The following is a 12684-nucleotide window of genomic DNA, read 5'->3' as shown; positions in this document are numbered from 1 at the left end:
TGTGTTTCGTGTTTGTTCAGATCTGCGTGGCAATTTTCAGGTTGAACACCCCTGGCGACGTCCACCCCCTTGGGGTGTATGTGCAACCTGCTGTAACCAATCCCGGCCATCCCGTAACCGTTCGTGAACTGGCGCACGCTCCGGGCTTTGTTTCGAGGTTCCAGGCGCGGCGGGGGGCTCAAGCTGTCCGGGTAGTGGCCGATGTCGATATAGCCATTGCATTCACCGGAGAGTCTGACCATGGGTCAAAAAACCACCGCCCAAGCCCTGCGCGAACAACTGATGGCCCCCCGTGCCATTGAGCGCGTTCACGCCATGCACGCCCTGGAGCTGGAGCTGGAAGAATCCCGCGCCAACCCGGTTGCCGACGAGCTGGAGGCCTTTACCGCGCGCGGCATCCCCTACTACGCGCCGGAGGATCCGGAATACTGCGAATGGGTGGCCAAGGCCGTGGATTACTGGGAGCGTTTGCATGCGCAACCTGAGGCCCATGTGCCCGTGCCCTGCATGACCGCAGCCAAGGTGCGTGGCGGCCGCGCCAGGCACCATTCCTGAGCTCACGAGGGCCAGGGCGTTTTCCCTGCCCTATGATCGCTCCGCGCACCCTTGTACCGGGTGCGGGGTGACACTGCATGACCTTGCCTGACAGCATCCGCGTTCTGGAGCGCGGGTGGCTCTCGTCCAACAACATCGTCTTTCTGGACGATGACGGCGCCTCCGTCGTGGACACGGGCTATGTCACCCACATCGACGACACCATCCGCCTGATAGACGAAGCGCGTGCAGGCCGGCCCCTGGTGCGCATCGTCAATACCCACATTCATTCGGATCATGCCGGCGGCAACGCGCAACTCAAAGCGCAGCATGGCTGCGAGGTCTGGATCCCGCCTGGCGAAGCCGAACTGGTGGACAGCTGGGACGAAGAACGTCTCAGCTACCGCCGCACCAGCCAGCAGTGCCCACGTTTCAGCTACGACCGCCTGATCCATCCGCACGAAACCTTGCACCTGGGCGGCGAGGACTGGACCGTGCTGCCTGCCGCCGGGCACGACCATGCCATGGTCATGCTGTGGTGCGAGCGCCTGGGCATCCTGCTGTCGGCCGATGCGCTGTGGCAGAAGGGCTTTGGGGTGATCTTTCCCGAACTGGCGGGCATTCCCGGTTTTGAGAAGCAGAAGGCCACACTGGATCTGATCGGTCAGTTGGCACCGAAGCTGGTGATCCCTGGCCATGGCGCACCATTCACCGATGTGGCGGCCAGCCTGCAGGCGGCGCATTCGCGCATCGACTGGTTCATGGCCGAGCCGCGCCGCAATTCGGACAACGCCCTCAAGGTGCTGCTGGCCTTCAAGCTGCTGGAAGCGCGGCGGCTGACCTTGGCCGACCTGACCGACATGGTGCGCGCCAGCATCGAAGGCAATGTCGCCATGCAGGCGCACTATCCGCATGACCCCGAAGCGATGGCGGCCTTCATGGCGCAGGAGCTGGTGCGGGCGGGTGCCGCGACCCGTGATGGCGACGCCGTGTTTGCTTTGGGCTGACTCTGACTTCTGTGCGGGCCTTGTGGTCCCAGCCAATATGAAAAAACGCGCAATAGTGGGCGTTCGCACATGTTGCTTGGGGTGTCCAGCCCTCTTGCTGCGGCTTGGATCTGCCGACATTCGATTCAGGGTGAAGTCCGAGGAGGACACATGATGCACGTCAACGTATCTCGAATGAGCCGCCGCCTGGCGTGCCACTCGCTTGCCATGCTGCTTGTCTGCGGGGCGATGGTGTCGCGGGCCTGGGCCGATTCGCCTGCCAAGCCTGTGTATTCGGTGGCGGTGGTTCCTCAGTTCCAGGCCGTCGAGATCAGCCGCGTGTGGGTGCCCATTCTGGAGAGAGTGGGCCAGGAAGCCGGCGTGACGCTCACCCTCAAAGTGGCCAAGGACATTCCCGCCTTTGAAGACGAGGTGATGACTGGCAAGCCCGACTTTGCCTACATGAACCCCTACCACCAGCTGATGGCTTTCAAGGCGCAAGGCTATGTGCCCCTGGTGCGGGACAGCAAGCTGTTGACGGGCCTGCTGGTGGTTCGCCAGGATGACCCGATCAAGTCCGTCAAGGAACTTGAAGGCAAGACCTTGGCCTTCCCCGCCCCCAATGCCTTTGGTGCCTCCTTGATGATCCGCGCCCAGCTGGCCGAGCTCGACAAGGTCAACATCACACCGATGTACGCCAAGACGCACACCAATGCGTACCGGCAGACCATTGTCGGCAAGACAGCCGCCTCTGGTGGATTGCGAGCCACATTGGACAAGGAGCCACCTGAAGTGCGCGCCATGTTGCGTGTGTTGATGGAGACTCCGGGTGCGGCACCTCACCCCTTGAGTGCCCATCCTCGCGTGCCTGTGAAGGTGCAGCAGGCGCTGAAAGCCGCGATGCTGAGGCTGGCCGGCGAGCCTGACATGAGCTCCGTGTTCAAGGACGTGCCCATGAGCAACCCCGTTGCGGCGGACCATGCGCGCGATTACCAGGTGCTGGAGAAATACCGCCTGGAACGGTACCTGCAATAGCACCCTACCCGAGCCCATGATGGATACCTCACGCTTCCCCGATGTGATCAAGCGCTGGCTGTGGCCCAGGCGCCTGCATCATCAATTGGTGCTGATGGTGTCCATGGCTTTGGTGCTGGCGCTCGGCTTGCTGGGTGGCTATACAGCTTCCGAACAGGCCTCGATTGCATTGCGAGGGCATGAAGGGCAGGCGCAGTCGATGGCCCGCAATGTGGCCATTGCGAGCGGCAACCTCATCCTGACCGAGAGCCTTGATCAGCTCGAAGAGCTCGTGCTCCGCTCGGCGGACTTCGATGAGATCCGGAGTCTGCGCGTGTTCAATGCCTCGGGGCAGACGCTCAGCCATGTGGCGCGAGGTCGTGCGCAAGCTCCACGACTCGTGTTCGATCCCCCTTCGCAAGTCGTGGCTGTACCGACGCGCGCCGATACGTCCACGGTGACCGACGAGGCGCAGGGCCAGATCTCGGTCTGGTACCCGATACAGACGCATCAGGTCATAGGCTGGGTTCACCTGGACTACCGAGCAGAGGCCTTGTCGGATCTGCGGAAACGCATCTGGCGCAACACGCTGGTGGTGGCCGTGATGGCGGTGACCCTGTGTGCCACGCTGCTCGCACTGTTTCTGCGCAAACCCATGCAGTCCCTCGATGAAGCGCGGCGTTTTGCCACCGAGCTGGTCAATGCAGAAGGTCGGCAACTGACAATCAGCCCTGGCCCCGTGGAAGTGGTCGAGTTGGGGGCCTCCTTGAACGAGGCTTCGATGTTGCTGCGTCAGCAGATGATGCTGATCGAAGATGGTCTGCGTCAGCAGAAAGCGCATGAACGCCAGTTGGCCGAACAGAACGACCAGTTGAGTGCCATTTTTGCGCTCAGCGCAGATGGCCTCGTCACGTTTGGCAAGGACGGGCAGGTGTTGTTTGCCAACCAGGCCTTCATGAATCTGACGGGGCTCAAGCCCAGCGAGGTGATCGGCCTGGACGCACCACAACTGGATGCGAGGCTGAAATCGTTGGCCGCTTCTGGTTCGACCTATGAGAGCCTGGATGCCTGCTTCAAGGATCCCGGGCAAGCAGTTGCGTTCAAGGAACAGATCCTGATGGTGTCTTCGCCCAACCGGGTGGTATTGTCGCTCAGCGGGCAACGCAGTGAATCGGATGCTGTCACCCGGGTCCTGTATGTGTGTGATGTGACCAAGCAGTACACGCTGGATCAGATGAAGTCGGAGTTCCTGTCCATGGCCGCCCATGAGTTGCGCACGCCCATGGTCAGTATCCTGGGCTTCACCGAGCTGATGCTGACACGCGATCTGAAAGAGGCCACGCGCAAGGACATGCTCAGCAGCGTGTACCGCCAGAGCCAATCGATGGCGGCCATCCTCAATGAGTTGCTGGATCTGGCGCGCATCGAAGCCCGTCGTGGGCAGGACTTCAAGCTGGAGACGGTGGACCTGGCCGACGTGGTCAACCCCGTGATCGCCGATTTCAAGGCACCCTCCGGCCGTGACGCCCCCGTGGTGGACGAGCCGCTGTTGCCCATGCCGGTGCATGTGGACATGCACAAGATGCAGCAGGCGGTACTCAACATTTTGTCCAACGCCTACAAGTATTCGCCTGATGGCGGCCCTGTGTATGTGCGCTATCTGGTGGCTGATGCCGAGCAGGGGCGCCACCGCTTCGCTGTCGAGATCGAAGACCATGGCCTGGGGCTGTCGGCGGAACACCTGGCCAGGTTGGGTGAGCGCTTTTTCCGTGCCGACAAGTCGGGCAACATCCCCGGCACGGGCCTGGGCGTCAGCATCGTCAAGGAGTTGATCGAGCTGATGGGTGGGCGCATGCAGGTGCGCAGTGAGCTGGGCAAGGGCACGACCGTCACCTTGTGGCTGTGATCGCGCCTGGCCGGCCGGCGTTAGTTGGCTTGAACCTGGAAGACGCTGGATGTCCCCGTGAACGAGGTGATCGTGCCGATGAGGTTCTTGGCATCGCCATAGTGCACGATGCGGTAGCTGCCAGCCGGCGTGCCAGCGGGAATGGTCCAGCTGATGTCGGCGGCTGACTCGGCACCAAAGGTGCGTGTCCAGCGATAGCGGGTGGACCAGTCACCATCATCGGCCACGGCCACCCAGTTGCCGCCTACCTGGCGTTGCACTTCCAGGAAGCTGCCGTTGCGGCGCAGGTTGTTCTTGGGGTGCCCGGTCTGGAAGCGCACGCTCACGGTATCACCCGCCTTGTAGCTGCCTGATGCATCCTTGAGCACACTGCCAAATCGCTTGCCGAAGGCTGGCAGGTCCATCAATACGCCGGTCTGGAAGTTCATCTGGCAGCAGTTCAGGTCACGTGGCTGCAGGTTGTTGATCGTGGGGGTACTGTTGACCATGTCCCGCGCCAGTTTGTCCAGCTCCTGTTGATACGCCGGTTGGGTGTAGGGGCCAAACAGCGTGCTGCCTCCTTCGTAGTCCTGGATGCTGTACTCCTCGGGCGTGGTGATGTATTGGGTGTAGGCGTTGGTGTAGCCCACCACCAGCACCTGTTTGACGTCCACGCCCAGCGTTTGCGCCAACTGGCGGCGAATGCGGTAGCCGGACATGATGGTGGGCTCGCCGGGCAAGGTGGCCAGGTAGAGCTGGCCCAGGCGCACCAGTTGCAGGGGCAGCACTTCGGGCGACCAGGGGTAGGGCTTCATGTCGCCCACCGGGATCACGACTTCCTTGACGCCATGGCATTGGCGCAGTGATTCCGACGGCCAGAACACGAATCCACCCACAGCGGCCAGGAAGGGATTGGATTGGCCCTCCTTGGCAATGCCGGGGCCGGGCCCATCTTCTTCGCTGCCTGCCGCAAAACTGGTGCCCAGGGCGGCGGGGCAGGTGGTGTGCGGCTTGCCATCGGGCGTGTAGGCGCCGGACACGGTGACCTGGCTCATGTCCACATAGCGCATGCGGTAGTCCACCGCACCTTGCAGCAAGGTGGTGGATTGTGCCGACAGGCTCAGGGCCTTGTCAGCCTGGCGAAGGCCAATGATGCGGGTGTTCTCGAACTCGTCTTCGGTGGGGCCGCTGCCTGGCTTGAGGTTCAGGTTGGGTGACATGTCACCCGGGTTGGTCTGGGCGAAGGCGGCCACGAAGGGCGCCTTGTCAGTGCGGTAGCGCACACCGGCATGCTCGTGCTCCCAGTGGTAAGCGGCGTAGCCCTTGTTGTCGCCACTGATGAGCTTGTTCTGGTTGGTCATGCTCGTGCCATGTGTGGGGAACAGGCTGAGCGCGCCCACGGCCTTGCCACCTTGGCGGAAGGTCAGCACGCTCATGAGCGGGTCGATTTCCTGAGGGAATGCGGCGCGGTCTGCGGCGGCATTGAGGCGGAAGGCCGGCGTCGAGCGGTTGCGGCTGGCGTTCGTCAGTTCGCCCTGGTTGAGCAGGATGTCGCCAGGGGCCTTGCGCTGATGGGCCTGGTCAATGGCCTCCACGATGCCGTCCACGATGGCGTTGAAGGTCTTTTGCTGGAAGCCCAGGATGGTGATGTTGTAGAGCGCGTAGTGCGAATAGCCACCTGGGCCGGCATGCGTGTGGGTGGCGCTGATCAGCACGTTCTGTGCGTTGTACAGCGCGCCGTACTTCGCGGCCAGCCGTTTGAGCACGGCCTGGTGGATGGACTGTGTGACCAGGCCCGTGTCCGTGATGACGATGACGGCGGACTTTTGCGTGGCCGCATCCTGCACGATGAAGGCGCGGGCACGCAGGCGCTGGTGGATGCCGGCCGTCTTCTGGCTCAGTTCGGCATAGCCCATCATGCCGACCTCGGCCGCCTCTCCGGTGATGTCGCTCATGCCCACGCCCAGTTGATAGGGTTGAGCGGTGGCCGCATGGGCGATCTGGTGGGGCATGAGCGCCCATGCCGTGGCAGCCGTGGCGGCCAGCATGGAGAGTCGGCGAGGTGTGTGCATGTCGGGCTCCTGGTGGTGGGTTGTGACCGTCGCGTTGATCAGAAGCGCTTGGCGATGCTGGCCATCAGCGCTGGCTTGTCGATGCGTTTGACCGAGGTGCCGTCGGTGGTGGCCGTGTTGCCGTAGTAGCTGTTGCGCATGGAGCCGCCCACGATGTCGGCTTCGAAGTCGAATCCCCATCGGGTGTGGATCAGGCCGATCTTGTAGTCCACCGTGTTGAGGAAGGAGAAGTTGCGCACCGCCGTGTAGCCCAAGTGTGTGAACAGCTTGGTGTTGCTGTTGAGCGGGATCTTGGCTTCGACTTGCAGCAACTGCGAGCCACGGCTGTGGTGGTACCCACGGCCATAGCAGGACATGGCTTGAGACAGGTCTTCTCCGCCGGTTTGAATCATGCCAATCTGAGCCGCAGCGCCGCACACCACCGAGGTGTTGTTGCCACGGAAGTCCTTGCTCAGGACCAGCAGATAGCGGGCCTCCACGATGCCGTAGCCGAATTCGAACAAGCCGAAGGTGGTGTCGAAGTTGGTCTTGAGGGTGGTCGTGGGGTCGAGTGCATTGTCGGGCGCTTCAACGGACGAACCGGGGAACATCTCATGCGCCGCACCAGCGCCAAAGTGCCAGCCATCGGGCTTGCCCCAGCGGTAGCCCAATGCCGCCAGCGCGGTAGTCTTGTTGCCATCGGGGAAGCTTTCCTTGGCCACGGTGCCCAGTTGCAGGTAGCCCAGGAAACCGGATTCATGCGCGGCGGTGACCGTGAACTCGGCACCGGGGCGCAGGTAGGTGTCGGACAGGCCATTGGTACGGCGGTCTGTCAGCACCCTGGCTTCCATGTCGATGGCATAGCTCTGAATCTCGGGCTCGCCAGGCGCTGCAGCATGGGCAGGCAGCGCAGCGGCCAAGGTGAGCGCAGCCAGGCTGCAGGACAGGGCAATGTGAGAGGCTTGGAACGTCATGGTTTGTCTCCGTTTTTGAACTGATGGATGTCAATGGGATTTGCAGGCCGCACCTGGCAGAGAGGCCACACGGCTCATCTCTTCGGTCTCGCCCAGGATCTCGGCGCCGATGAAGGCGCGCAGCGAGAGGGTGTCCTTGTTGACGCGCACAGCGGCCTTGTAGTTCTTCTTGGTGCGCGGGTCATGCACCCAGCCATCGCGCCAGGCTTCGTCGTCGTACTTCTTGAGCTTGGCGATGAGCAGGCCGCAGGTGTCCAGCGGCGTGCCGGCGTCCTTGTCCCACACCACGGTGGCGCACAGGGCGCCTGCGGTGTCGGCGCAGTCCTTGAACTCGATCACGGCGCCCTTGTCGCCGCTGAGCCAGAGGCCCTTGGCGTCGTTGGGGCTGGCCGCATGGGCTGCCTGGTTAGACAGCCAGCAAGTGACGGCCGTGACAAGGCCGACGATGGGCAAACGCTTCATCATCAATACACTCCACAACGGTGTGGCGCGGGCGGTGCCGCGCCTTGGATTGCGGCGATCAGGCCTGTGCCGGGAACACGGGCCACATCTCGGTGATGCGGCCTTTCTCGTACACGGCGATGTCGCCAAACTGCTGCAAGACGGCCTCGCTCTGGGTGGGCCTCAGGAACACGAAATCGTCAGGTCGCAGGGCCTGTTTGCCCGAACCCAGCAGGATCTGCTGGTTGGACGAGGGGCCGATCAAGCCACTGGGGCTCAGGCCTGCGGGGGATTCGGGGCGGGCCAGCCAGTGGCCGCCATGGATGAAGTGCGCATGGCGCTGGTTAGGGTCCCACCAGCCAGCGGCGGCGCTGAGTTCTTCCACGCCATCGGGGGCGACGAAGGGGCCGGTCTTGAGCAGCGGCGTGGCGATGAAGGCAGCAGGAACCAGATCGGTGAGCAGCGGCGTGTCGAAATCCGTGGGCTTGACCATGGCGGAACCCACGGCCACTTCGTTGGCCGCACCACTGCCATCATGCAGCTTGAAGCTCGGCGAGCCGCCCGTGTTGAGCGTGAGCATCTCGCGCTCTGCCTTGAGCGGGCTGGCGCGCATGAAGTCGGCAAAGTGCTGGTAGGTCTGCTTCGAGTGCAAGCGGGCCTTGTCGCGCAGGCCGGCCACCTCAGGGATTTTTTCGGTGTGGGCGTCGTAGCCCATCAGGCCAGACCATTGCAGCAGTGGTTCTTCCTGGATCAGTTGCACCATCTGTTTCATCACGTCCAGATCGGGCACGCCCCCGCGATGCAAGCCCACGTCGATCTCGATGTTGACGCGCATGGCCTGCTTGAGGCCGCGCGCCAGATCACGGTATTGCTTCAGGCGCTCGGGCGTGTCCACCAACCATTGCAGCTGTCGGCTGGCATCGAAGCCCGACGTAGGTGCAGCAGCATAGAAGCGCGCGGCCGCTGCTGCGGGCAAAGGCTTGCCCAGCAAGACCTGGCTGTGCGGGCGTTGTTGCGTGAGCAGTTGCAGATAGGGCAGGTTGAACACCATCTGATGCTGGGTGCCCGTCAGCTTGCCGAGTTCATCGAGCAGGGGCAGGCAAGGCAGCGACTTGTTGACCAGGCGCAGCTGCAGCCGACCCTGCACATGTTTCTGAACATGGCGGGCATTGGCGTGCAGGCGTTCACGGTCAATGACCATGGCGGGTGTGGCGATGCCGGCGGCATTCAGTGCCTGATTGAGGTCCGCGAAATACGACTCATAAGGGGCGCCCTTGTCGGTGGGGCGCAGCGTGATGGCGCCGGCCACTGCCGCGATGCCGGTGGCGCCGATGAAGCCGCGTCTGCTGATAATAGGCATGTTGAATGACCTCGCTCTCAAGCCTTGACGAAGAGCTTGCGCAGGTGCGCATTGAGCATGCGGCCTTGTGGGTCAAACTGCTTGCGCACGGTCTGGAAGTCGTTCCAGCGCGGGTACATGGCGGACAGCTCGGCGAAGCCCATCTCGTGCAACTTGCCCCAGTGTGGGCGGCCCTGGTGGGCGCGGTAGATGGGGGCGCAGTCCTTGATCAGGTAGTCATAGGGCTCATCGGCAGCCGCATGCACGGCGATCGAGCAGCTGTCGCGGCCATGGAAGGGGCTCAGCCAGGCGTCGTCGCCCTTGATGAAGCGGAACTCGATGGGGAAGAAGGCTTCGTTGTGCTTCTCGATGGCACCAATGATCTGGCGCAGGCAGGCAATGCCCTGTTCGCGCGGCACATGCCACTCGGATTCATTGAACTTCATCGGCCGCACGGACGACAGCAGGCGGTAGGCGCGGTGGCGGGCCTCGTCGGTCATGTTGGGATCGATGAACTTCTGCGCAGCCCACTGGCGCAGTTGCGGGAAGCGGCCCAGCCAGTCGCGCAGGGTGCGCAGGTCGGCCATGACGGCGTCATCGCTGGGCTTGGGCAGCATCAGCTCGGTGCCGGTGTAGATGTCGTGCGAGATGGCGGCGCCATAGCCCGTGAAGGGCAGGTAGTACATCTCGAAGCAACGGTGCTGTTGCGCCAGTTGCGGCGCCTGCTTGAGCAGATCTTCGATGGGGCGCAGCCAGACCTTGCGATGCAGGTTGTAGGCCGGCAGCACGCGCATGGTGACTTGCGAGATCACGCCCAGGCTGCCCAGCGAGACGCGTGCGGCGGCGAGCAGGTCGCGGTCCTTGTCTTCCCGCAGCTCCACCACCTTGCCACCAGGGGTGACGATGCGCATGCCCACGATGTCGGCGTGCAGGGCAGGCAGGGCCATGCCCGTGCCGTGCGTGCCGGTGGAGATGGCACCGGCGATGGTCTGCACATCCACGTCCGGCAGGTTGCGCAAGGCCAGGCCCTGAGCATCCAGTGCGCGAGACAGCACGCCCAGACGCGTGCCGGCATGGATGGTGGCCGTCATGGCGGCGCGGTCTACCGACACGATGCCCGAGAGGCGATCCAGCGACACGATGCTGCCCGGCGTGGGCACCAGCGCTGTGAAGGAGTGGCCGGAGCCAAAGGCACGCACTTCACCTTGTGCGGACGCCATCAAGGCTTGCAACTCGGCCTCGCTGCCCGGTGTGGGCAGGGCGGCGGGGCGAGCTTGCTGCGCGCCAGACCAGTTGTGCCATTGCAGCGCACTGGCCGGCGCCCCCTTGCTCGCAGCCGTTTCAGCCTGAGCAGATTCCAGCAGGCCGGAGCCCAGCAGCAGGCTGCCCAAGGTGGCTGCAGCGCCCGTGGCGATGAACTGGCGGCGTGGCAGGACGGTTTCAAAAGTGGGTTGGCTCATGGGGCTTGTCGGACTTAAAGGGCAGGCTGGCTCATGAAGGCGATCAGGCCGCGCAGGTCGTCGTCGGTGCAGTCGCTGCACAGGCCTTTGGCGGGCATGCCGTTGAAACCGTCGCGGGCTTTTTGGAGCAATACATCGGCACCCTTGGCGACGCGTGGCGCCCACGCGGGCTCGAAGCCCGTCAGCGGGGCCGCGCTGCGCACGCCATGGCAGGCCTGGCAGGACCGCTCGTACTTGGCGGCCAGTTGCGCATCCGCCGGGCGCAAGGCTTCGGCGCGGGTGACCTCCTGGTCATTCGGCTCGTGGGGCGGCGAGGCGTGGCAGGCCGCCAGCAGCAGCGCCGGGATCCAGGCCAGTGAGCACAAGGCGTGTTTGATCAAGGTCATGAAAAAGAAACGGCGCATGAAAAAAATACAGTGTTATCAGAATATGCTGTGCCCAATCAGAGAGTTATCCAGACAAACCCTGTCCACACCGAGTCGCAAAACGCGAGGTAATACAGGGACAGGATCAGACCAGGAGAGCCGGTTCGTGGCCACCACATCCGCCAAAGAGACACGCAAGCTGCGCGAAGCAGAGCAACGCCGCAAGGCCATCATCAAGATCGTGCGCAAGCTGATCAGGAAGGGTGGCCTGGGCGACGTATCGCTGCGCAAGGTGGCCGAGCTGGCCGGTTACTCCACCACCGTCGTGTACTCGCTGTTCGAAGACAAGGCCATGCTGATCACGCAGGCCATGGACGAAGATCTGCTGGAACTCACCAAGGTGATGAGCAGCGCGGCCAACGAGCACCAGGCGCCGGCGGACCGCATCCGTGGCATGGCGCGCGCCTACATCCACTTCGGCATGACGCATCCGGCGGAATACGCCTTCGTGTTCATGCAGCCTCGTCCGCATGCGCCCAACGAATCGGCGCGTGTGCAGCATGGCGATCCCACCGAAGATCCTTACGCCTTCAGCCGCAGCCTGTGGCTTGAACTGGCGCAAACAGGCGTGGTCAGCCAGGCGGATATCGACATCGACCTGATGACCCAGATCTTCTGGGAAGGCATCCATGGCTTGACCGCACGCCATCTGGTCATGGGGCCGGACGACACCTGGTTCCCTGAGGTGCCCAGCGATCGCCATGTCGAGGTGATGATCGAAGTGCTGCTGGGCGGGCTCTTGCAGCAGTTCAAGGCCAGCTGATAGCGGGCAGAAGCTCCCTACAATGCCACTGCGCCACCCGGTGCGGTGGCTGTTGGCGTTTGTGGAGTCAGTTTCATGGGCAAGGTTGGAGAAGTCACACTGTTGCTGGCGGCTGCGCAGGAAGGCCAGGCCGATGCGCTCAACCGTCTGTTCGATCTGCTCTACCCCGAGCTGCGCCGCATCGCCTCGGCCCGCATGCGCAAGACCGACGAACGCGTGATGCTCGACACCACCTCCCTGGTGCACGAGTGCTACCTGCGCCTGCTCAAGCTGGAAGAGCTCTCGCTCAACGACCGTTCGCATTTCCTCTCGTATGCGGCCAAGGTGATGCGCTCGGTGGTGGTGGACCTGGCGCGCGAACAACAGGCGCAGCGCCGTGGCGGCGACATGGCGTTCGTGACCCTGGACACCGCCGTGGCCTCGGGCCTGCCCAGCGGCGAAGACGAGGTGCTGCACATCCACGAAGCGCTGGAGGCCCTGGGCGCCATCGACCCCCGCCTGGTCAAGGTGGTGGAGATGCGCTACTTCATCGGCCTGGACAACGCCGAGATCGCCGAAGTGCTGGCTGTCAGCACCCGCACCGTCGAGCGTGATTGGGAGCGTGCCCGCAGCTTCCTGTTCGCCGCCCTCAAGGCCTGAGAGGCTGAGAGCCCTTCCCCATGCCCGCTCATCCCGTTCTGGCGGCCCCACTCAGCGTTGCAAATGCTCTCCGTAGCCCGAGCTACGGCTGTGCTTTGCGCCTTGATTGGCGCTGCCAGAGCGGTCTGCTCGGACACGTGGAAAGGCTCTCAGCCTCTCCTTTTGCACTCACA

The 12684-nt window shown here is 63.3% G+C and carries 12 protein-coding genes; 6 read left to right on the top strand and 6 right to left on the bottom strand.

Annotated elements, in window-relative coordinates; translation table 11 throughout:
• Positions 1-240: 240 nt before the first annotated feature.
• The 4 genes from HY836_RS07810 (at position 241) to HY836_RS07795 (ending at position 4440) form a co-directional block, all read left to right on the top strand.
• The gene (locus HY836_RS07810) at positions 241-555 is read left to right on the top strand and encodes a hypothetical protein (protein WP_290675197.1); all 315 of its coding nucleotides are present in this window, start codon (positions 241-243) and stop codon (positions 553-555) included.
• A gap of 77 nt (positions 556-632) precedes the next feature.
• Positions 633-1541 carry an MBL fold metallo-hydrolase gene (locus HY836_RS07805; protein WP_290675195.1) on the top strand — a complete coding sequence of 303 codons (909 nt, stop codon included), beginning with the start codon at positions 633-635 and terminating at the stop codon, positions 1539-1541.
• 153 nt (positions 1542-1694) lie between these two features.
• The gene (locus HY836_RS07800) at positions 1695-2555 is read left to right on the top strand and encodes a phosphate/phosphite/phosphonate ABC transporter substrate-binding protein (protein ID WP_290675193.1); all 861 of its coding nucleotides are present in this window, start codon (positions 1695-1697) and stop codon (positions 2553-2555) included.
• 19 nt (positions 2556-2574) lie between these two features.
• Positions 2575-4440 carry an ATP-binding protein gene (locus HY836_RS07795; protein WP_290675192.1) on the top strand — a complete coding sequence of 622 codons (1866 nt, stop codon included), beginning with the start codon at positions 2575-2577 and terminating at the stop codon, positions 4438-4440.
• Between the two features lie 20 nt (positions 4441-4460).
• Here the strand turns inward: HY836_RS07795 and HY836_RS07790 are convergent, their stop codons facing one another.
• From HY836_RS07790 to HY836_RS07765, 6 genes are read right to left on the bottom strand one after another with little or no spacing between them, the layout of a single operon-like run.
• Positions 4461-6491, bottom strand: coding sequence for a neutral/alkaline ceramidase (locus tag HY836_RS07790; protein ID WP_290675191.1), 2031 nt, complete (start codon positions 6489-6491; stop codon positions 4461-4463).
• Between the two features lie 38 nt (positions 6492-6529).
• The gene (locus tag HY836_RS07785) at positions 6530-7444 is read right to left on the bottom strand and encodes a hypothetical protein (protein WP_290675189.1); all 915 of its coding nucleotides are present in this window, start codon (positions 7442-7444) and stop codon (positions 6530-6532) included.
• A 30-nt stretch (positions 7445-7474) separates the two neighbouring features.
• Positions 7475-7906 carry a DUF2147 domain-containing protein gene (locus tag HY836_RS07780; protein ID WP_290675187.1) on the bottom strand — a complete coding sequence of 144 codons (432 nt, stop codon included), beginning with the start codon at positions 7904-7906 and terminating at the stop codon, positions 7475-7477.
• Between the two features lie 58 nt (positions 7907-7964).
• Positions 7965-9245 (bottom strand): alanine racemase, encoded by a 1281-nt coding sequence (locus HY836_RS07775; protein ID WP_290675186.1) that lies wholly within the window; start codon positions 9243-9245, stop codon positions 7965-7967.
• Between the two features lie 17 nt (positions 9246-9262).
• The gene (locus tag HY836_RS07770) at positions 9263-10684 is read right to left on the bottom strand and encodes a D-arabinono-1,4-lactone oxidase (protein ID WP_290675185.1); all 1422 of its coding nucleotides are present in this window, start codon (positions 10682-10684) and stop codon (positions 9263-9265) included.
• A gap of 14 nt (positions 10685-10698) precedes the next feature.
• Positions 10699-11088 carry a c-type cytochrome gene (locus HY836_RS07765; protein ID WP_290675184.1) on the bottom strand — a complete coding sequence of 130 codons (390 nt, stop codon included), beginning with the start codon at positions 11086-11088 and terminating at the stop codon, positions 10699-10701.
• Positions 11089-11215: 127 nt separating this feature from the next.
• On the opposite strand from HY836_RS07765, the gene HY836_RS07760 reads away from it, so the two are divergent.
• Both HY836_RS07760 and HY836_RS07755 read left to right on the top strand, forming a co-directional pair.
• Positions 11216-11872, top strand: coding sequence for a WHG domain-containing protein (locus HY836_RS07760; RefSeq protein ID WP_290675183.1), 657 nt, complete (start codon positions 11216-11218; stop codon positions 11870-11872).
• Between the two features lie 75 nt (positions 11873-11947).
• Positions 11948-12511, top strand: a complete 564-nt coding sequence (locus tag HY836_RS07755; RefSeq protein WP_290675182.1) for an ECF-type sigma factor — start codon at positions 11948-11950, stop codon at positions 12509-12511.
• The last annotated feature ends 173 nt before the right edge of the window (positions 12512-12684 follow it).

It is taken from the genome of Aquabacterium sp. (assembly GCF_016234775.1).
Taxonomy (GTDB): Bacteria; Pseudomonadota; Gammaproteobacteria; order Burkholderiales; family Burkholderiaceae_C; genus Aquabacterium.
The sequence above is the reverse complement of the archived record's forward strand: the minus strand, read 5'-3'. Positions and strand labels throughout refer to the sequence as shown.